This is a genomic window from Microcoleus sp. OTE_8_concoct_300 (assembly GCF_031383065.1).
Lineage (GTDB): Bacteria > Cyanobacteriota > Cyanobacteriia > Cyanobacteriales > Microcoleaceae > Microcoleus.
Map to the genome: position 1 here is coordinate 1 of NZ_JANMZH010000342.1, position 20,831 is coordinate 20,831.

A 20,831-nucleotide genomic window follows, 5' to 3' on the forward strand; every position below is an offset into this window, starting at 1 on the left:
GCCCGGATTAAAGGGTTTGCCAAAAGCGAACTTCTGAGGACTAAAACTGACTCCGTAGATGCGGCACTGATTGCTCGTTTTTGTGCGGCGATGAAACCGGCTCTGTGGACACCAACCGCGCCTGAAGTCAAAGAATTACAAGCCCTGTTGCGACGGCTCGAATCTGTGATTGAAATGGCTACGAGCGAGCAGAACCGTCTGGAAACAGCTACGCCAACTGTTGCCGGTCTTACCCTGGCACACTTGGAGTATCTAAAAGAGCAACAGCAACTGATCAAAAAACTCATTAGCGACCATTTTGACCAGTACCCACATTTAAAACAACAACGTGACCTCTTGACCTCAATTCCTGGAATTGGTGAACAGACGGCCTCGGTATTGTTAGCTGAAATTCGTGAGATTTCCGATTACGACAATGCCCGTCAATTAGCTGCTTACGCGGGTTTAACTCCCTGTGAACGGAGTTCTGGGACTTCGGTTAAAGGCAAAACTCGTTTGTCCTGTACCGGTAATGTCCGACTGCCAAAGGCGCTGTATATGCCAGCAGTAGTAGCGATGCGTCACAACCCGTTACTCAAAGCTATGAGCGAAGGATTATTGGGGCGCGGCCAAGTCAAAATGCAGGTGATTGGTGCTTTGATGCGAAAGTTAGTGCATTTAGCTTTTGGGATTTTAAAATCCCAAAAGCCTTTCGACCCCAATTATTTGACTGCTACCCCTTGACAGTTCAAGACAGTATCTACTCCAAACCCATACAAAATCAGTCATTGCCATCTAAAATCTCAAATCTAAAATCTCAAATGGTATGAGCTATAAGTTGGGAATTCTGAGTTAAAGACTTTTTTACAAAAAATACCCAAAAAAGTATTAATAATCACCGAAATTATTTAAAAAATATGTATGAATAAAAATAGTTTTGTAAATCGGGAATTAAATCATTGATTGTTCCCAAGCAAAATCAACTATACCCAGTAAGACAGTAAAAGTATCACACTTTAGATACAACTTGAAGGCAGATTGAGCATGACATCAACGACTAGGGATTCCAGTCACATTCAATTTTGTATAGGTCGCGATCGCGCAGACATCGCACAGATCCAAGAACTATTTAAAGCAGCCGCCTTTTGGGCGAGGGAACGCAAGATAGAAGATTGGGAAATTGCGATCGGCAACAGCGAACCAGTTGTCACAGTTTGGGACGGCTCACGGGCGATCGGCTTTGCCAGAGCCACCTCAGACGGCATCTATCGAGCCACCATCTGGGATGTCGCCATTCACCCGGATTACCAAGGTGCAGGACTCGGCCGCCAATTAGTGCAAACCGTCTTGAGTCACCCTCGAATGTGCCAAGTTGAGCGAGTTTACCTGATGACAACTTACAAACAAAGCTTCTACGAGCGCATCGGTTTTCAGAAAAACGCTAGCACCACAATGGTACTTGAAAATCAGGTTCTAGAAGAGATTGTCGAATTAGAAATTAGCAAGGGCGAATTGCTAACTGCTAATTGTTAAATAAGCACAAAACTTGTACCGAAATCTATAATATGTAGGGTGTGCAATGCGCACCTTACTCCCTATAAATAATTTCCATCTTTCATCCTCCCTCGAACCTCTTCCCGACCTCCGTTAAATTTGTTAAATCCGTTGCCCTCTTCCCGACTTCTGTTAAATCCGTTAAATCCATTACATCCCGTACACGGCTCGTTGCCTTTCTTCCTTCTTCACGAATTTGCCAAAGGAATAGAACACTGAGTCCGGTTAAAATTGCACTCTTCGGAGTCAGAAGGCACAGCCAGAACTTCTAACTTTCCGCTCATCAAAGTTAAAAGAGTCTGATTCATCAATAACCTCATTCCAGAAGACACCAGAGAATTATCGCTGCTCTTAGTAGCATCACACTCCAAATCGTGCTTCAGCAAATCCCAAGACTCGCTCCAAGCACTAACTGAACGCTGATCGTCCACCCAAATGTGAACATATCCAGATGTCGGCGAAGAATGCGCAGAAACAGAAATACTGCCCTCCTCCATCTGAGCAACAGCAGTATCTACCAAATTGACTAAAACTTGCCTAAACCTCGGCAAATCTGCCAATACATAAATCTCCGGATCAGGCGGCAATATCTCCAAACGAATGCCCCGGTTAGCAGCTTGCAAGTAAGTTAAATCATCAACTTCCTCAAAAACCTTAGCTAACTGAATCGGCTCAATATCCATCCTGTCAGTGCCATGATCAGTTTTAGCAACAGAGATAATTTCATCTATCAATTTCACCAGCTTGAGTGCCGCGACGTGAGCTTGCTCGACAAACTCTCGTTCCTCAGCAGGATCGTCGCACAAATCCGAGAGAATTAATTGCAGCGTACCAATCATAGTGCTCAGCGGCGATCGCAACTCGTGAGAAGTTCGAGCCAAAAAACCCGCCTTAAATTGGCTCATCTCCGATGCCATCTGATAAGCCAATTGAGTTTGCTTAAGTTGCTCGCAAAGGGCATCAAACTTCTCTAAGTGAATTTCTTGAGGAGTTGGCTGCACTGTGGGCTCGGGTTCGGGCTGTTGCGAGCTTTTTTGCCGCAGGCGCCAAATCCAACTGCTTCCCACACCCAGTGCCAGTCCCATACCTAAATATATAAAGTCGCTCCAGCCGATCGGCGCCATATTGCTTTGCCTTGGAGTTTAGCTTTTAGCATTCTAACTCGATCGCGCCCTGTCGCAATATTTTCCACTCGCTGCCAGTCCATTTAGCCACAGTCGAAGGCAAACTCGAAGCTGTTGTCCCTGTTGCTAATTCAGAAGGAACTAATGTCAAGACTTCCGGAAACTGAGCCTCAATTTCTGCCACCGACTCCAGAGGCGGTTGGCCGGATAAATTGGCGCTGGTGGTAGCCAAAGGGCCTGTCTGCTCTAGAATCTTTAGGGCAATGGGATGGTTAGGGACTCGTAGCCCTATTGTACTCGGGTCGATCGAATTCATCGCCGCCGGGACTTTTGCCGAAGCCGGCAGCACCAAAGTTAACGCCCCCGGCCAATAGGATGCGACTACTTGCTGCCACAATATTAAGTCTACTGGACTCCCCTGCACGTAAGGCCACAAAGCCCTCGCCGATGCTGCCATCAAAATCAGCGGTTTGTCTTGACTGCGGCGTTTAGCTGCAAAAATCAACTCCGAGCGATCGGGCCTGACAGCCAAAGCTGGTACGGTATCAGTGGGAAAACTGACAATATAATCTCCTGAAATTGCCCCTTGAATCAAGGAGTCGATCGAAACTTGCGCCATCATTCGATTTTAGATTTTAGATTTTAGATTTTAGATTGAAGAATTGGGTCGGCGTTTTATTTAAATAATTGTAGCGGCTTTTTCCGATATTGTTGTGCAGCAATTTTTGGAAATCCGACAATTCCTCTTCACCGCTGAATGCACGCTTAGGAACTATAATAAACTTCGAGTCTGAGACAGGATAGAGAGACGGCATCGAATAAATTACTAATAAATTTCGGGCTTCAATAAAAAAAATTAAAAGATTCCATTGAAAAGTCTCTAACCTTAAATGTAAACTTTTATGACAAGTTTCAACACTTCTGAGAAACTGTACATTATAATAAGCATAAAAAAGTTATACTCGGTAAAAAATCAGCTCTATCATAAAATTAACGGAGAGAGAGAAAATATGGACGCAATTACTCTTGCAATTGTGACTGGTCTTGCTATTCCTCTGACTAAAGATGCGATCGCAGATGCTTATGCCGCTCTCAAAGCTGCCTTAAAGAAAAAATTTGGCGGCGAAAGTGATGTAGTCAATGCAGTCGAGCAATTAGAGAAAAAGCCAGACTCCGAAGGTCGGAAAGCTACGCTACAGGAAGAAGTTGAAAATGCGAAGGTTAATGATGACCCTGAAGTTGTGAAGTTAGCTCAAGATTTCCTCAACCAACTTAAAGAACAACCAGGTGGACAGGATATTATTAATCAAATTCAAAACAACACAGTGAGCGGTGTAACTGTTGGTGAAAACTTTGTATTTAACCCAGTTCAAGAAGGTAAGAAGAGTTAAGACAACCGACACATGACAAGGGTTTGATTGAACAGACAATAGATACACTAAAACAAGGATGAGAGGCAGTGCTGGCTTTAGCTGAACTAACCGCCAAACTTGTCTCTCCGCTTCCTAAAATATGAGAGGTGTTACTAGCATGAGCCAGTCAATTCCAGAACCCCAATCTCAGGGGCAAGAAAATCTCATTAAGGATACTAATGTTCGCGGTGACTTAATCTTTGCTCCTGTTCAGCTTGGAACTAAGATTGAGACTCAAATTGTCCAGATTTCAGTGGCTAAGGTTACGCAGCAGCAGCTAATTAAGATTTCACCTTATCAAGGACTAAAAAGGTTTAATTTCAAAGATAGAGAACGTTTTTTTGGTAGAGATAAGCTCATTGCTAGATTGTTGGAAGCAGTGAATCGAAGTAACTTGAGCTTAGTTTTAGGAGCTTCGGGAAGTGGCAAGTCCTCTGTCGTGCGGGCTGGGTTAATTCCTGAGTTAAAAAAATCTCTGGAGTCTCAAATATTTTATGACTTCATTTTTACCCCCAATCAAGATCCCTTTGATTCCCTATATCGGTGCTTACTCAGTGAGGAAAAAGATTATAATTTTAGTAAATTTGAAGCTGAGATTGCCCTAAACGCCAAGGCAGATACACTAAGTGAAGTAATTAGAAATTTAAAGAAAAATGAAGAACGTTGGTTGATTTTTATCGATCAATTTGAGGAATTTTTCACTATTTGTGAAGATACCAAAAAATGCAAAGACTTTATTGAAGGGATTGTCAAAGTAGCCAATTCAGGCGATACTTCTGTCAAGATTGTTCTGGCAATGCGAGCCGATTTTCTAGAGCAATTGAGTGCGTATCCAGACTTAGGGGAAATTGCTAATCAAAAAAATATTCATCTGGTGACAGAGATGTACTCGGATGAACTGCGACAGGCGATCGAGCAGCCAGCAGCTAGGCATGGGGTAGTGTTTGAAGAAGGGTTAGTTGAACAAATTATTAAAGAAGTTGAGGGACAAAAAGGATTCCTTCCCTTATTGCAATACACTCTCGATTTGCTTTGGGAAAGTGAATGCAAAACGATTGGTGCTGATGGTCGCACTCATATCGAAGACCGCACCTTAAATAAGGTAAGTTATGCCGCTTTAGAGGGTGTAAGAGGGGCGTTACAAAAGCATATAAATGAGATATATCTAAATCTAAATCAAGATGAACAGACAGCTACTAAGCAAATTTTTTTGAAACTGGTAAATATCGTTGAAACGGAGTCAGGCAGTAAAACAGTTAGCAGACGAGCCTATCAAAATGAGTTTGTGAGTGAATCAGTCAAAAAAACTCTTAGCAAATTTATTGATGAAAAGTTGCTGGTGAGTAGTAGCGAATATTCAAATACACAAGCAGTGCTAGTGAGTAAAAATGAAGGCTTGCAACAATCTGCTACTGTAGAAATTGCCCATGAAATTTTGCTGTCTTCCTGGGATGTTTTAAAGGGCTGGATTGAGCAAGAAAAAGAAGCAATTATCCTCAAAAATTGGTTAGCTGGTGAAACAAGACGGTGGCAAAAAATTAGATTAAAAAATGAATCAAAAGCTAATGATGAACTCTTGAAAGGTTTTCAATTAGCTAAGGTTGTAGAGTTTAGAAACCAAGATGCTTTTGAAAATGTTGGTGGCCTAAGACCAGAGGAAAATCAATTCATTGATGCCAGTGTTAAACAGCGAGATCGCCAGCAAAAAGAACAAGAACGCCTCAGACAGCGGATCATTTTAGGATTAAGTGCAGGCTTTATCGGTGCTTTAAGTCTAGCAGGGTTCGCCGGCTGGCAATGGCGAGAAGCAGAAATCACAAAAAGTGATGTCATGGTTCGCTCTGCCTACATACTTTTAAGTCAAGGGAAAGCGTTGGATGCCCTGATGGAAAGTTTACGGGCAGGAGTATTAGTTCAACGTCTCAAAGCTGAACCCTCACAAGAATTAGCAGGTGCATTGAAACAAGCAGTTTTGGGTTTAAGAGAGCGTAACCGCTTGGAAACCCATAGCAAGTTGGTTAAGAGTGTCAGTTTGAGCCCCGATGGCAAAACCTTGGCTTCTGGCAGTGATGACAAAACTATCAAACTCTGGGATATCGCCACCGGCCAGGAAATCCTTACCCTCAAGGGACATAGCGATAAAGTTAATAATGTCAGTTTCAGCCCCGATGGCAAAACCTTGGCTTCTGGCAGTGATGACAAAACTATCAAACTCTGGGATATCGCCACCGGCCAGGAAATCCGTACCCTCAAGGGACATAGCGATAAAGTTAATAGTGTCAGTTTCAGCCCCGATGGCAAAACATTAGCTTCTGGCATTAATGAAGGCACCATAAAACTTTGGGATGTCACCATCGGTAAAGAAATCCACACTCTCAAGGGTCATCTGGAGCAAATTTCTAGTGTCAGTTTCAGTCCTGATGGTAAAACCTTAGCTTCTGGCGGTTGGGGTAAAATCATTTCTGACAGTGATGTCAACACCATTGAACTCTGGAATGTCACCACTGGCAAGAAATTTCGCACTCTCCAGGGGCATAGCAACCATGTTAAAAGTGTCAGTTTCAGCCCCGATGGTAAAACCTTGGCTTCTGGCAGTTGGGACAACACCATCAAGCTTTGGAATGTCACTACTGGCAAGGAAATCCGCACTCTCAATGGGCATAGCAACCATGTTGAAAGTGTCAGTTTCAGCCCCGATGGCAAAACCTTGGCTTCTAGCAGTTGGGACGACACCATCAAGCTTTGGAATGTCACCATAGGCAGGGAAATCCGTACCATCAGGGTGCATAGCAGTTCGGTTGAAAGTGTCAGTTTCAGCCCCGATGGTAAAACCTTGGCTGGCAGTTTGGGCAACACAATTAAGCTCTGGGATGTCATCATCAGCAACGAAATTTGCACCTTAGAGGGGCATCGCAGTGAGATTACGAGTGTAAGTTTCAGCCCTGATGGTAAAACCTTGGCTTCTGGTAGTTTGGACGACACCATCAAACTTTGGGATGTCGCCACTCAGGAAATCCGCACTCTCAAAGGGCATAGTGGCTATATTGAAAGTGTCAGTTTTAGCCCCGATGGCAAAACCTTGGCTTCTGGCAGTTGGGACAACACGATCAAACTCTGGGATGTCACCACTGGCAAGGAAATCCGTACCATCAGGGGGCATAGCGATAGAGTTAATAGTGTCAGTTTCAGCCCCAATGGTAAAACCTTGGCTTCTGGCAGTGATGACAAAACTATCAAACTCTGGGATGTCACCACTGGCAAGGAAATCCGCACTCTCAAAGGGCATAGCAATCGGGTTTCGATTGTCAGTTTCAGCCCTGATAGTAAAACCTTGGCTTATCACAGTTCGGGCCTCATCAAACTCTGGGATGTCTCCACTGGCAAGGAAATCCGCACTCTCAATGGGCATGGTTGGATTTGGAGTGTCAGTTTCAGCCCCGATGGTAACACCTTGGCTTCTGGCAGTAGTGACAACATCGAACTCTGGGATGTCACCACCGGCAAGGAAATCCGTACCCTCAAGGGACATAGCGATCAAGTTAATAGTGTCAGTTTCAGCCCCGATGGCAAAACCTTGGCTTCTGGCAGTGATGACAACACCATCAAACTCTGGGATATCACCATCGGCAAGGAAATCCGCACTCTCAAAGGGCATTGGGGTGTTCAAAGTGTCAGTTTTAGCCCCGATGGTAAAACTTTGGCTTCTGGCAGTGGTGACGGTGACAACACCATCAAACTCTGGGATGTCGTCATGGACAAGGAAATCCACCCCGATGGTAAAACCTTGGCTTCTGGTAGTGATGACAAGACAGTCATTTTGTCGAAAAGTTTTGAGGATTTATTTAACGATTTACTGGTGCGCGGTTGCGATAAGGTGCGGGTTTATTTGCACAACCCCAGTGCGAATGTCAGCGATAGTGACAGACATCTATGTGATGGTATTGGTACTGGGAAAAGTCAGAAATGATGTTCGATTTATGATGACAATACTTTCTTACTTCTTTGCCAACGATATCTCGGAAAATCAAGCAACAATGCACATTCGATAAATTATATCTTTTTTTGCCTTGATCCCTAACGCCGATAGGCTAAAGCAAAGCGATCGACTCCTGCTAAATCCGAAAATATCTGAACTTTGCCATAACTCCCGTGACTTTCCAGCATATCAGCTACCGCCTCAGCCTGTCCCGCCATCATCTCAACCAACCAAACTCCCCCGGATTCTAAATAATCGGGAGCCGTTTCTACCAAATGCCGGATGCAATCTAACCCGTCAAAACCGCCGTCTAAGGCCAGATGAGGTTCGTGTCGGACTACTTCGGGTTGCAGAGTCAGTACCGTGCTGCTGGGAATGTAAGGCGGGTTAGACACCATGCCGCTGACTTGACCTTTGAGAAATGCTAACGGTTCCCACCACAAACCTTGATAAAAATTAATTCGCGATCCAAAACCCAAATTCTCAGCATTCAGTCGAGCAACTGCCAAAGCTTCCGAACTGCAATCTACTGCATAAACCCTAGCATTTGTCAACGCACAAGCCAAGCCGATCGCGATCGCCCCGCTGCCCGTCCCCAAATCCACCCAATGCGATTTTGGATTGACACCATAGTTTTTAACAGCTTCTACAGCCAAATCGATCAGCAATTCCGTTTCAGGACGCGGAATTAGCACCGCCGGCGTTACTTTGAGCGAAAAATGGCGCCAATGTGCAACTCCCGTTAAATACTGCACCGGCACCCGTTCCTGCAAGCGCCGCTGCCACAATTGGGCAAGTTCAGATAAAGACAACTTTAATTCAATTTTTGGCAAATCTTTAAACGACTCCAAACGCAGAGCCAACCTATCCAAACCAGCCAGCTCTTGCAGCAGCCAGTCAATTTCTGCTAGGGGAATGTCAGAGGATCTCGCCTCCGCTGCCGCTTGATTCACCCACTCCCAAAGCTCTAAACCAGAAACAAACATAGGACTTTTTGGTAACAGGTAATTGCTAATTACTAATTGGCAATTGGTAATTCTAATTGATAATTAGAATTGATAAATAGTAGGTTGAGTCAAGAAACCCAACCTACTAACTAATGACTGATGACTAACTATTAGCGAGCCGGTCCAGGTTGACTCGGAGTTGGAGCCGCAGAGCCGGGAGGCGGTGGAGTTTGATTCGGAGCAAGCTGTGGATTTTGGCCAGCGCCCGCAGGTTGGAGCGATCGCACAAATTCCAGCGACTCCCGCGACGGAATCAAAATCATTTGGCTCAAAAACGGGTCGTTCTCAGTGCGCAAAGCTTCCAAAACGCTCTCCAAGTTCACCACCTCAATCTTAATTGTGGTAGTCACGTTCGGCTGCTGCTGCTTAAAACGATCGACCATTCCCTGCAAATCCTCCTTGTTAAAAAACAAGGGAATCACCTCTTGCTGACCCCGCTGAATCGTCAAATAACCATTTTCCGCGCCGCCTCTGGCCAAAAACAGAGGTACACCGTTGAACTCGTTAACTTGTTGACCAGTCTGCTGAAGTACAGTTTTAGCCGACTGCACCTGCTGCGGCGCCGGAACGAAAGCAAATTGCACCTCCTCCGGCTTGCCTTTATTTGCTTGAGTGATCTGATAAATTTCCCCCAGCGACACCGGCATCACGCGCACCGACGACGCCAACTGAGGATTTTTGGTTTTGAGTTGATCGACAAAAGCTTGAGCATCTTTCTGGCTGATGAAAATTCCCGCCACGGAAGAATTACCAGTTTGACCCTCACCCTGCTTGGGAACAGAAGCGACGAGGGGCGCACCCTGAGCGTCTGTAATCGTAAATACCGGCACTGAGCGCAATTTTTCCAAAATTTGCGGCTCGGGCAGTGCCAGTGCAGACATCTTGCCAATTGGGGAGGGGACCAGCAGAGTGCAGCCGACAATTCCCAATATTGCGCCCAAACGAACTAATGATTTCATGTTTTTTCCATCAGGAGCGATCCTGAAACACATTAACGCAAAGACTGGCGACTTAACACGATCGGCAAAAACTGCCTCTGTTTTCATTTTGACCAAATGTTTTGACCAAATGTAAAAATCAGAGGCAGGTTGTGCCTCAATCTATTATTTAACATTGTGCGATCGGGATGACAGGATTTGAACCTGCGACATCCTGCTCCCAAAGCAGGCGCGCTACCAAGCTGCGCTACATCCCGGTGTTATAGTTAGCTAACCTCTAACAATTAACGCACAAAACCCATCGCTTGTCAAGCTTTTTTAAATATTTAGCTCTGGACTTCGCTAAGGCGAAGTTTTTTTCAGGTTGTGCGGTTTAAGCCCATGCAAAAACGGATACAAGCCCCAGACTCCTGTCGTGAGCTGCCCACAATTTTAGACCCTAGTTCAATCTCCCAGATTCATCTGTGGAATAAATCTCAAATCTCAAATAGTTCGACGGCTAGGGCGACTCGACGGCTCGACGGCTCGACGGCTCGACGGCTGGCGATCGCCCCCGTCGAGCCCCCGTCTCAAATCTCAAATCGACTGACAATACTTGCACAGATTCATAACTGCCCTGCTGCCGGGATACATCCTGTGCGTAACTGACCGCAACGCACAGGTGCAGTCGGTGTTGGCAGCGTCAATATTGTGTGGTATTTTTTCAACAAATCAACGCCGACCTGCACCTCTAGGCTAATCTGGATACCAAAACATACCTTTAATCCCCTCTGGATCGGACATAAAGCCCAAATTGCGGTAAAAATCCACCACCTGAGGGTCAGCAAATAAGGTAATGTTGCTGATATCTTCACTGCGGAGTTTTTTAATGATGTATTTCATCAGCGCCTTGCCCATGCCTTTGCCCTGGTAGTCAGGATGAACTACCACATCCCAAAGCGTGGCATTAAAAGCATGGTCTGAAGTCGCTCTGGCGAAACCCACCAGCCGTCGCTGGCTGCCCCGCATCTCCCACATAGAGACGACTAGGAAGCTGTGCTGAATAGCTTTTTTGACTTTACGCAGGGGACGGCGGGACCAACCCACTGCATTACAAAGTTCTTCGAGTTCGTAGAGGTCAATGTCCCGATCGCAACTGAAAAAGATGCGAGCGTTGCCGCTGGCGGGTTTGCGAAACGTTGGGGAAAGCGGATCGCCTAACCCAACAGCCACATCTTCCTCAAATTCCGCTGTTTGGGGTACAGAGGCAGACTCAGAACTACTAAATAAGTTTTTCCAAAAACCCATGCAGGCGCGGTTAAGGTAGTAGAAGTTGGACGACGAGAAAGAGAACCCGACAGATAAACCCACTCCGATCGGTGTGGGATGAATTGCCGGTAGCCTCTTGAGGAACAGTTTACGGTACACTCATCTTACGCCGAAAACAGGGATTTGTCGTCCTACATTGAGTCTGCGCTTTTTTGATTCTCGTCAAGTTTGGTAGAACTGTTCTGCTAGCCAGTGCCCGGACAACCCGCTTTTAAGGTAAAATTTGTTGCCGAACCAGGACAGAGGCATTTTGGGAATTGCTTCTTTTGAGTGCCGCCGATCGCGCCGGAACTTATACCCTTGGTAGGAAATACCACTGGAATGGCGCAACGGTGACATTCTCGTGATAAGTTCCCAGACAGATTTGACATTTGCTTTTAGTGAGGAGACGGGCACAATTTAAGTCGAATCGTCAAATCGAAAATCCCATTGCCATAAGGCATGGAAGAGTCAATACGTAGTATATCTCCCGCACCTTCTCCTCAATTATGGCTTCGGGTTTAAAACCATCTACACTAGAACTTCTCAAGCGCTTTAACCGAGCGTTTCCACAGTTTTATGAGCAATTTGTCAGCAGCGAAATCCAGCTGCAAAACCTCAAATTAGCTTACCAGCTTTACAAAACTCGGCAAGCAGTCATCGAAATCCGAGCCGAAGGTAACAAAAGTGCCCTGCATTTTGCTTACCGGAACCAGTCTTTTCTACTGAGCGATATTTTTGGAGTGCTCGCGGCCTACGGACTGACGATTCACAGTCTGAGTCTGTACGGTCAAATTTACCCGCCGATGCTGGTATTTATCAAATTGGTCGTATCTCGCGGTGGCAAGGTACTGGCAGATAAAACAGCAGAAAACGTCTGTAGAGCAGTTCGAGAGGCCTTGGCGGGGCATTTTGAGGTTGAAGAGATGTTGGCGGTGGAATTTAATTTAGACGCGGGTTTGGAAGATGTAGCAACTGAATTCTACGTCGATCCGGTTTTCCACTTGCCAGCTCTGCTGATTGAAGCAGATAATCAACCTGGACTTTTTTACAAAGTTATGTATGCCATCTGGCAAGAGGATTTGTTGGTGGTAAATGCTAATTTGCTGGTTTGGCGGGGGCGAACTCGCCTGATTCTCTACTTGTTGGGGCCCAATGAAAGTTTAATTCCCGAGTATCTGGGCCAGAAAATCGCTGAGGGGGTGCGACAAAGATTGCTGGGCGAGCGGTTTTAGGGCAAGCTGCCGATCCCTAAATAACTAGATTGACATAAGTAGACATTAGTTTGCAGAAGTTTTCCAGTGACATAGGGTGAAAAGCTCGGCAAGATTGTTCGTACAAACGAGTGTAGATAGCGATTCTCATAAAAATGGGATACGCCGAGACGATCGTGTTGTCAAGCTTTTTAAGTTTGATTGGGTACCTCATCTACCAAAGAACCGCCATAAGAGAAAATATGTACGAGATATAGCCTTTCGAGCGAAAGATGAGGTACTCATGGGCATAGGGCATAGGCCTGGGTGGGCATAGGGCATACCTCACTTTTTTGAGAACCGCTATAAATACGGGAGTTTAAAAAGTTCAACTTTCGTTTAAGACAGAATTAAAGCCTAATAATAAACAGGTGGCTCTATTCCGTCAACATTGTAGAGTAGCAAGACACGCTTATAATTGGGCGAATGGGTTCATGCTGGAAGTATTGGCGTTGCGAGCAACGGCTCAAACCGTAAAACTCCCTACAAGGAGCGATTAACAAAAACTTTGGGTAGCTGAAATTAAAAGTATTTACCCGTGGTCTTACAATAGTTCTCAACCCTCACAATAGCCAGGATTAAGTGAGTTAAGAACAGCTTGAAAGAAATGCTTTAATAAAGGGCTAAGACAGCATAAAATTAAGAAAAAAAAACGAGCTAATAAATATTTTTATAGAGAACAAGCTACAAAAGCTCAACCAGGAATTAGCAACGATGCTAAGCGTCTCAAGCTCCCTAAAATTGGTTTGGTTAGACTGTGCGAAACGTTACCCATTACAACTGGCCACAATTGCGTAATTAGTCGCACCCCTGACCGATGGTTTATAGCGGTAAGATACGAGATATAATCGCCCAGAGTCGAGGTATAACGCCTTCCTGTGGTCGTTGTTGATATCGGTATTAAATAACTCGGTGTTTGCTCTAAAGCTCAAGTATTTGCTAACTCCAAAGCTTACCGACAGATGAGCAAAAAGTTAAAGCGCTAACAGCGCGCGGTGATTAGTCAAGCCAGAGGTTATAACCTTACAAAGGCAGTAAATAAGCTCACGAAACTACAGACCTAAGTCGCAAATATTCGCAAAAATGCGCTCCCTAAACTTACGTATTACCTAGCAAAAAACCACGGGAAAGTTAAAAGAGAAAATTTATAGCTTAAAAGTTTTTTGAATCCTCAAAAGTTAGCGGGTACAATAGCCGAATGTGAAATGTACAAATTCCACCTCAAATACAATACAAAAATAAAATTTTTTTATGTCAATTGACACTGATAGACTGAGGGTTTCCCAATTCTCAAAACTTCCTGTGACAATTGGGAAATTATCGTCACAAAATGCCCTTAAAAAATCGCGTTTATGTATGTCCAGATTGCGGTCAGATAGCAGATAGAGATTTGAATGCTGCCAAAAACATAGAACGCTGGTTTGAAGAAATATTTATTCCAGGGCGATCGGATAAAATGGCAAGCTATGCCAAGATTGCCTCTGAAGTGGACAAACATCTTGAGCGTCAGCTTAAGACCGTCCTGAAGCAGGAAGTAAGCGGTAAATCGATAGAGTTGAGTCTTTTTGACTTACTTACATAGGTTTACATAGGTCTTATAGAGCGGATAAGATAAAATTATGACAACAATCGACATTCTAGGGGTTCGGCACGCTTACGATTTGACGGCTGCGACTGCAACTTCCCCGGTTCTGGTATTTGTCCACGGCTGGCTGTTAAGCCGTCGCTACTGGCAACCTTTGACCGATCGCTTGGCACCAAACTATCAGTGCCTTACCTACGATTTGCGGGGGTTTGGCGATTCTCAATCCGACGGCGGTGGCTATACCGGGGCTTCGGAACCGCTAAATTCCTGCTACACTCCCGCAGCTTACGCTCGCGATTTGGAAATTTTACTCGAAAAACTGGATATTTCTTGTGCTTGGCTGGTGGGACACTCTCTGGGCGGTACGATCGCTCTTTGGGCAGCCAGCAAATTGTCCGATCGCGTTAAAGGTGTCGTCTGCATCAACGCCGGCGGCGGCATCTATCTTAAGGAAGAATTCGAGCGGTTTCGAGCGGTCGGCAAGCAGCTAGTGAAAATGCGTCCGGGCTGGCTGTCTCACTTGCCGTTAGCAGATTTCGTGTTTGGTCGGGATTCCGTAGCCCGCTCGATCGGTCGCTTTTGGGGACGGCAGCGCTTGAGAGATTTCGTGGCAGCTCATCCAGAGGCAGCTTTGGGGGCTTTGTTGGACTCGACCACAGAAGCCCAGATTCACCTCTTGCCACAAATTGTGTCCCAACTAAAGCAGCCTGTTTATTTTATTGCCGGCACTAAAGACAAAATTATGGAACCAAAATACGTGCTGCATTTGGCTAGCTTTCACTGGATGTTCCAAGGTTGCGGCGAGAATGTCCTTCAGCTACCCGATTGTGGCCATTTGGCAATGGTGGAACAGCCGGATGCAGTGGCTAGTTACCTGCAAAATATTCTGCAAGAACACACTTAAAGGGCATTGCCTAAAGCGAAACCGAGGAATGGGGCATTGGGCAGATCTCCGGTTCTCTGAAGCGAAGCTTCCCAAATAGAAAGTTACAAGTTAAAAGTTAAAACATTTTTCCCTGTTCATTCCCTCAACATCGATCCGTAAAATCCCGTACACAATCCGTAAAATCCCGTACACAATCCGTTGCTGAACTCACCGAAGCCTAAATCTGTTATCTTAAATAAATAACTCTGCCCGATCGCCCTTAAGGACAGAGCTTCTGACTCGATAGTGGCAAATTGTCTGAATACTAATTCTGCTTAAATATCTGTGCGCGTTAACCTCACCGATCGGCAACAACACATCCTTTGGGCAACGGTTCGCCACTACATAGCTACAGCGGAACCCGTTGGCTCAAAAGCTTTGGCTGACGAATTCAACCTCAGCGTCAGCCCAGCTACAATTCGCAATGCGATGGGGACTCTTGAAAAAGCTGGACTGCTCTATCAGCCCCACACTTCCGCAGGACGAGTCCCCTCTGACTCCGGCTACCGAATTTACGTAGACCAGTTGATTCAGCCGTCTGATACGCTGGCCCGCAAGGTGGAACAGGTACTAGACCAGCTCAATTGGTCGGACGGTCGCATGGACGCGGCACTCCGCGGCGCAGCTCAAATTTTGGCAACTATCAGCGGTTACATAGCCATGATCACCATACCGCAAACCACTATGGCTTGCTTGCGCCACTTGCAACTGGTGCAGCTAGAGCCGGGAAAGGTGATGCTGATTGTGGTGACGGATGCCTACGAAACTCAGTCGGTTTTGGTGCAGTTGCCGAGGGACGCAGAAGGTAACACGCCTGATGTGGAAATCGTCGATCGCCAATTGCAGATTTTGTCGAATTTTTTGAACACTAAGTTGCGGGGACGATCGCTCTCGGAACTCTCGACAGTAGACTGGAGCGAGTTAGACCGGGACTTTGAACTGTACGCTGAGTGGATGGGAACGATGCTGAGTGCTTTGAGCAGCCGCCAAAGCAATCCCACCTACACCCGGATTCTGATCGGCGGTTTGGCAGAAGCGCTGCGCTTGCCTGAGTTTTCGCAGTTGCAGCAAGTTCAAACCCTGGTGCAACTGCTCGAACAAGAGCAAGAACTGCTTTGGCCTTTGATTTTTGAATCGCCTGAGTTGGACACCCCCGGGAAGCGGGTAACGGTGCGTATTGGTTCGGAAAATTCTTTAGAACCAATTCGTGGCTGTACTCTGATTTCTTCGACTTACCGCCGGGGATCGGTGCCGGTGGGTAGTGTAGGGGTTTTGGGGCCGACGCGGATGGTTTACGAAAATGCGATCGCGGTGGTGGAAGCTGCGGCGGATTATTTGTCAGAAGCTATTGGCGGAAATCGAGTTAGTTTTCCTGATGGCGATCGAGGGCGATCGGATAATCCCTTGTTAGATGCACCCTAATTTGATGGCCCCAAGCTTAACTGGCTTGGGGTTTTATTGTCTGTGGACGCACTCGCAACCTTTATAAACCGCGTTTTGTGAGAAAAAACCTAGGTTTTTATACTCTTTTTGGGGCAAGAAAGTAAAGCATCGCGCTTGAGGAGAGAGTTTCGTAAATAACCCGGTTTTTGCGTCCATGAGCGGCTCGGAAATTGGCAGGAGTTGCCGGCGATCGACTTTCCGGGGATCGGGGGAAAGAGATGGGGATGGCGAACGATCGCGCATTCACAGAAAGTGGTCGCGAAGCGCCAGTCGAACGGCGGGTTTAGCGGCGCAAACCATGAGTTTTGGTGCTTGCCTAGGTGTGCGATCGGTTCTAGGGATGGCGGCTGCGAAAAATCAATTGAGGAGGCGTCCGCGACGATCGCGCGGAACCCGAAGCCAGCAAAATGTCAAAATATTAAGACATTTTAGAGAGTTCGTCAAAAAGAACTAAAAAAGATTAGTGTTGATATGAAAGCGATATTTCTTTTGGGAATAGCCCGGGTTAGACAATTGCAAATAACTTGCAGTAAATTTGGCTTGATTGCCACTTCATAAAAAATTTAACCGCTGAGTTAAGATCGAAACGAAATTTAGGGAATTTTCTTTTAGCATTCAATGAAATCGACCGATAAAACTAAAAATACCTTTGCGATCACAACGCCTCTGTATTATGTAAACGATTTACCTCACGTTGGCAGCGCTTACACGACTATGGCAGCCGATGCCCTAGCCAGATTTGAGCGGCTGCGGGGCAAATCAGTTTTGCTGGTGACGGGGACTGACGAACACGGGCAGAAAATTCAGCGCACAGCCGAGAGTTTGGGACGATCGCCCCAAGCTCACTGCGACTTAGTGGTTCCGGGGTTTGAGGCGCTTTGGGGGCAACTCGACATCCAGTACGATCGCTTCATCCGCACAACTTCGCGGCGCCACGAGTACATTGTCAAAGAATTTTTCCAGCGCGTCTGGAACTCCGGCGACATCTACTTGAACCAACAACAAGGCTGGTACTGCGTCTCCTGCGAAGAATTCAAAGATGAACGGGATTTGTTGCCAGGAAATAGGTGTTCTGTCCACACCAGCAAGGAAGTTGAGTGGCGCGACGAGGAAAATTACTTTTTCCGCCTGTCGCGGTATCAAGACCAACTGCTGGCTTTGTACGCAGAACGTCCCAACTTCATCGCCCCGGAAAGTCGCCGCAACGAAGTGCTGAGCTTCGTCAACTCTGGACTGCAAGACTTTTCGATTTCTCGGGTCAATCTGGAATGGGGTCTGCCGATGCCGGTTGACCCCAGTCACACCATCTACGTCTGGTTTGACGCTTTGCTGGGATACGTCACAGCCTTGCTAGATCCGGACAGCGACCCGACGTTGGAGAATGCTTTATCTAAATGGTGGCCGGTTGACCTGCACTTGATCGGCAAAGATATTCTCCGCTTCCATGCTGTTTACTGGCCGGCAATGCTGATGTCAGCGGGTCTGCCGGTGCCGGGCCGGCTCTTCGCTCACGGGTTTTTGACCAAAGACGGCAAAAAAATGGGGAAAACGGAGGGTAATACTTTAGATCCAGTCGAATTGGTCAAGAAATACGGCGCTGATGCAGTGCGTTACTATTTCCTCAAAGAAATTGAGTTCGGAGAGGACGGCGATTTTAACGAAACTCGGTTTATCAATATATTGAATGCTGAGCTAGCAAATGATTTGGGAAATTTGCTTAACCGCACGTTAAACATGGCTCGCAAATATTGCGGTGGCTGCGTACCAAATGTGTTGGGAGAAAACATTGACGGCGACAACCTTCTCAAGGGTATGAGCCTGGATTTGGGCGATCGAGTAGCAGGTTTTTACGAAGAGTTGGCTTTGAGCAAGGCTTGCGAAGCCGTGCTTGCATTAGTTCGAGCCGGGAACAAGTTTATTGACGTGCAAGCACCTTGGAGTTTGTACAAGCAGGGACAGATAGAAAGTGTGGAACAAGTGCTATATTCTGTTCTGGAATCTGTTAGACTAGCATCTTACCTTTTATCGCCGATTATTCCGAATATCAGCAACGCTATCTATCAGCAGCTAGGTTTTTCAATTGACTTTAACGATCGGGTTACAGTTAACAGTTTAGCGAATTTTGCAGATCATGCTGCCTGGGGCGCTTTGCCGGCCAACCAAACTCTGGGGGAAGCCCAACCAGTGTTTAAGCGACTCGAACTGCTGGAAACAGTAACTTGATAGTTGGCAGCCAGCGCTCGGGGTGCTATGACAGATTACGAATTAGCAGTTATTTCCTTACCAATCTTTCATAAAAATTGAGGCATAAGAATCATGTTGAATAGAATAGAAAGCAATGACCTTTTTACCCCGGAACAGGTTTTAGAAAATCGGGGCCGAGTAGCAATTTTCATTGATGGTTCTAACCTTTTTTACGCGGCTTTGCAGTTAGGAATTGAGATTGATTACACTAAGCTGCTGTGCCGTTTAACTGCGGGTTCGCGGCTGCTGCGCTCTTTTTTCTACACAGGTGTCGATCGCACTAACGAGAAACAGCAGGGGTTTTTGCTGTGGATGCGCCGCAACGGCTACCGGGTGATTTCTAAGGATTTGGTACAGTTGCCAGATGGTTCTAAGAAGGCGAATTTAGATGTAGAAATCGCTGTGGATATGATGGCTTTAGTGGGATCTTACGACACGGCGGTTTTGGTCAGCGGTGATGGCGATTTGGCTTATGCTGTGGATGCTGTAAGCTATCGCGGCGTGCGGGTTGAGGTGGTGAGTTTGCGATCGATGACTAGCGACAGTTTGATTAATGTAGCCGATCGCTATATCGATTTGGAAATGATTAAGGACGACATCCAAAAAACATCTCGCCCTAATTATGCTTACCGCCCTTTGTCGGGTCTGAGCTTGATGGAGGAACACGACGACAGATAGGGATTTGGTAATGGGTAATAGGTAACGGGTAATGGGTGATGGTTAATGGGTTGAATCATTGAGAATTAGAAGTTAAAAATTTAGACAAAGCATGACACATTTTTAATTTTTGATTAAGTGTTTTTCAATACCCAATTATCAATTACCAATTCCCCATTCCCAATTTCCAATTACCGATTACACATTCCCAATTGCCAATGATTAATCTCAAGTCCCAAATTCCCAATCTCAAATCCCCAAAATTGATGCTGCTATTTTTACCAGCACTGATTTTGGGGATTGGTGCTTGTGCGGCTCCCCAAGAGACTCAAAAGAACAAATTAGCTGAGGATATCAAAACTGCTCAACAGTCAAACAGCACTTTAACTTTGAACAAAGTAACTCTAGAACAAGCAAACGAAAAGGGCGAGACGTTCTGGAAAGTAAACTCAAAAAATGCCGTTTACAGCAAAGACAAAAAGATAGTTAACGTTCAGAAACCTGTGGGCAAATTGTTTCAGGACGGCAAAGAAATTTACGACATTCAGGGAGAAACGGGGCAGGTATTTCAGGAAGGAAATCAGGTTTTTCTTAAAGGTAATATAGTCGCTAAAGACCTGAAAAATGGAGTGGTATTGCGGGGAAATGAGTTGGAGTGGCGGCCGAAGGAAGATGTTTTAGTTGTCCGCAACAATTTGACCGGAGAGAACAAACAGGTGACGGCTTCAGCGAAGGAAGCGCGGGTTTTCAGTAGGGCTAAGAGGATGGAGTTATTCGGATCGGTGGTGGCTAATGTTAAAGATCCGGCTTTGCAATTGCGAACTGAGCACTTAGTGTGGTTTGTGGAGCAACAAAAGGTAAACAGCGACAAACCGACTCAAATTGATAGATACAAAGACAAAATAGTAACAGACAGCGGTTTTGCCGACAAAGTAGATGTAGACTTAAAAACCAAGATTGCGACGCTGACGCAAAATGCTCAGTTGATGCCATCAGAGCCGCCGCTGCAAATAGAAAGCAGTTTGATGAGTTGGAATTTTCCGGCGCAATCTGTGATATCGCCCGGGCCTGTGAAGGTTTTTCACCGCGTGGAAAAGGTGACGATGACTGGGGATACGGGGCGGGGAGATTTAGAGAAAAAAGTTTTTTATTTGACGGGAAATGTGGTAGGAATTGGGGAAAAACGTCAAGCTCAATTAAATACCGATCGAGTAACGTGGTATTTAACTAACCAGACTTTCGACGCGGAAGGAAATGTGGTTTACAAGCAACTCAATCCGGTGTTTAATTTGACTGGGCCGAGGGCGGCGGGAGAGTTGAAAAATCAAACTGTGATTGTTAAAGGCGACGGCGGCGGCGGCCAAGTCGTTACGGAATTTGTACCGGATGAGTATAAGGGAACTTTGGGACGGTAGATGGGATTGCAACCGCAGATGTCGGCAGATGA

20 protein-coding genes, 1 tRNA gene and 1 pseudogene are annotated in these 20,831 nt (G+C 45.9%); 14 read left to right on the plus strand and 8 right to left on the minus strand.

The genetic code is table 11. The features are described from left to right. A partial coding sequence (locus ACUVJL_RS15500) for an IS110 family transposase (protein WP_445246660.1) occupies positions 1–723 on the plus strand: 723 nt, incomplete at its 5' end. Positions 724–1,023: 300 nt separating this feature from the next. Then, on the plus strand, positions 1,024–1,512 hold the full coding sequence (locus tag ACUVJL_RS15505; RefSeq protein ID WP_445246661.1) for a GNAT family N-acetyltransferase: 489 nt from the start codon (positions 1,024–1,026) through the stop codon (positions 1,510–1,512). Between the two features lie 209 nt (positions 1,513–1,721). On the opposite strand, the gene ACUVJL_RS15510 is transcribed toward ACUVJL_RS15505, so the two are convergent. The 3 genes from ACUVJL_RS15510 to ACUVJL_RS15520 are packed head-to-tail and all read right to left on the minus strand — an operon-like array spanning position 1,722 to position 3,472. Beyond that, positions 1,722–2,657, minus strand: coding sequence for a sensor histidine kinase (locus tag ACUVJL_RS15510; RefSeq protein WP_445246662.1), 936 nt, complete (start codon positions 2,655–2,657; stop codon positions 1,722–1,724). A gap of 25 nt (positions 2,658–2,682) precedes the next feature. Then, positions 2,683–3,276, minus strand: coding sequence for an L-threonylcarbamoyladenylate synthase (locus ACUVJL_RS15515; RefSeq protein ID WP_445246680.1), 594 nt, complete (start codon positions 3,274–3,276; stop codon positions 2,683–2,685). 16 nt (positions 3,277–3,292) lie between these two features. Further along, a complete protein-coding gene (locus tag ACUVJL_RS15520; protein ID WP_445246663.1) occupies positions 3,293–3,472 on the minus strand; it encodes a YcxB family protein in 180 nt (59 codons plus the stop codon). A 195-nt stretch (positions 3,473–3,667) separates the two neighbouring features. Between ACUVJL_RS15520 and ACUVJL_RS15525 the strand changes: the two genes are divergently transcribed. Beyond that, the gene (locus tag ACUVJL_RS15525; protein WP_445246664.1) at positions 3,668–4,048 is read left to right on the plus strand and encodes a hypothetical protein; all 381 of its coding nucleotides are present in this window, start codon (positions 3,668–3,670) and stop codon (positions 4,046–4,048) included. Positions 4,049–4,187: 139 nt separating this feature from the next. After that, positions 4,188–8,036 (plus strand): NACHT and WD repeat domain-containing protein, encoded by a 3,849-nt coding sequence (locus tag ACUVJL_RS15530; RefSeq protein ID WP_445246665.1) that lies wholly within the window; start codon positions 4,188–4,190, stop codon positions 8,034–8,036. Positions 8,037–8,143: 107 nt separating this feature from the next. Here ACUVJL_RS15530 and prmC read toward each other — a convergent pair whose 3' ends face one another. From prmC to ACUVJL_RS15545, 3 genes are all read right to left on the minus strand, one after another. Beyond that, the gene (gene prmC, locus ACUVJL_RS15535) at positions 8,144–9,031 is read right to left on the minus strand and encodes a peptide chain release factor N(5)-glutamine methyltransferase (RefSeq protein ID WP_445246666.1); all 888 of its coding nucleotides are present in this window, start codon (positions 9,029–9,031) and stop codon (positions 8,144–8,146) included. A gap of 131 nt (positions 9,032–9,162) precedes the next feature. Continuing rightward, a complete protein-coding gene (locus tag ACUVJL_RS15540; RefSeq protein WP_445246667.1) occupies positions 9,163–10,011 on the minus strand; it encodes a Tic22 family protein in 849 nt (282 codons plus the stop codon). 162 nt (positions 10,012–10,173) lie between these two features. Continuing rightward, positions 10,174–10,247 (minus strand) — tRNA-Pro (locus ACUVJL_RS15545). A 124-nt stretch (positions 10,248–10,371) separates the two neighbouring features. On the opposite strand from ACUVJL_RS15545, the gene ACUVJL_RS15550 reads away from it, so the two are divergent. Beyond that, a complete protein-coding gene (locus ACUVJL_RS15550; protein WP_445246668.1) occupies positions 10,372–10,638 on the plus strand; it encodes a hypothetical protein in 267 nt (88 codons plus the stop codon). Positions 10,639–10,725: 87 nt separating this feature from the next. On the opposite strand, the gene ACUVJL_RS15555 is transcribed toward ACUVJL_RS15550, so the two are convergent. After that, a complete protein-coding gene (locus ACUVJL_RS15555) occupies positions 10,726–11,277 on the minus strand; it encodes a GNAT family N-acetyltransferase (RefSeq protein WP_006631880.1) in 552 nt (183 codons plus the stop codon). A gap of 183 nt (positions 11,278–11,460) precedes the next feature. Next, on the minus strand, positions 11,461–11,637 hold the full coding sequence (locus ACUVJL_RS15560) for a hypothetical protein (protein WP_445246669.1): 177 nt from the start codon (positions 11,635–11,637) through the stop codon (positions 11,461–11,463). A gap of 149 nt (positions 11,638–11,786) precedes the next feature. Between ACUVJL_RS15560 and ACUVJL_RS15565 the strand changes: the two genes are divergently transcribed. The 9 genes and pseudogenes from ACUVJL_RS15565 (at position 11,787) to lptC (ending at position 20,799) form a co-directional block, all read left to right on the plus strand. Continuing rightward, positions 11,787–12,512: a hypothetical protein gene (locus ACUVJL_RS15565; protein WP_006631881.1), complete on the plus strand. Its 726-nt coding sequence runs from the start codon at positions 11,787–11,789 to the stop codon at positions 12,510–12,512. Between the two features lie 359 nt (positions 12,513–12,871). Further along, positions 12,872–13,030, plus strand: a pseudogene (locus ACUVJL_RS15570) (helix-turn-helix domain-containing protein); the annotation flags it as partial. An 830-nt stretch (positions 13,031–13,860) separates the two neighbouring features. Further along, positions 13,861–14,112 (plus strand): zinc ribbon domain-containing protein, encoded by a 252-nt coding sequence (locus ACUVJL_RS15575; protein ID WP_445246670.1) that lies wholly within the window; start codon positions 13,861–13,863, stop codon positions 14,110–14,112. Positions 14,113–14,149: 37 nt separating this feature from the next. Then, positions 14,150–15,019, plus strand: a complete 870-nt coding sequence (locus tag ACUVJL_RS15580; protein ID WP_445246671.1) for an alpha/beta fold hydrolase — start codon at positions 14,150–14,152, stop codon at positions 15,017–15,019. 300 nt (positions 15,020–15,319) lie between these two features. Next, positions 15,320–16,462, plus strand: coding sequence for a heat-inducible transcriptional repressor HrcA (gene hrcA / locus ACUVJL_RS15585; RefSeq protein ID WP_445246681.1), 1,143 nt, complete (start codon positions 15,320–15,322; stop codon positions 16,460–16,462). Positions 16,463–16,637: 175 nt separating this feature from the next. Beyond that, positions 16,638–16,937: a hypothetical protein gene (locus ACUVJL_RS15590; RefSeq protein ID WP_445246672.1), complete on the plus strand. Its 300-nt coding sequence runs from the start codon at positions 16,638–16,640 to the stop codon at positions 16,935–16,937. Positions 16,938–17,101: 164 nt separating this feature from the next. Further along, complete coding sequence (gene metG, locus ACUVJL_RS15595) at positions 17,102–18,706, plus strand: methionine--tRNA ligase (protein WP_445246673.1); 1,605 nt, start codon at positions 17,102–17,104, stop codon at positions 18,704–18,706. Positions 18,707–18,799: 93 nt separating this feature from the next. After that, complete coding sequence (locus ACUVJL_RS15600) at positions 18,800–19,405, plus strand: LabA-like NYN domain-containing protein (protein WP_006631885.1); 606 nt, start codon at positions 18,800–18,802, stop codon at positions 19,403–19,405. A gap of 197 nt (positions 19,406–19,602) precedes the next feature. Further along, positions 19,603–20,799 (plus strand): LPS export ABC transporter periplasmic protein LptC, encoded by a 1,197-nt coding sequence (gene lptC / locus ACUVJL_RS15605; RefSeq protein ID WP_445246674.1) that lies wholly within the window; start codon positions 19,603–19,605, stop codon positions 20,797–20,799. Positions 20,800–20,831 lie beyond the last annotated feature (32 nt).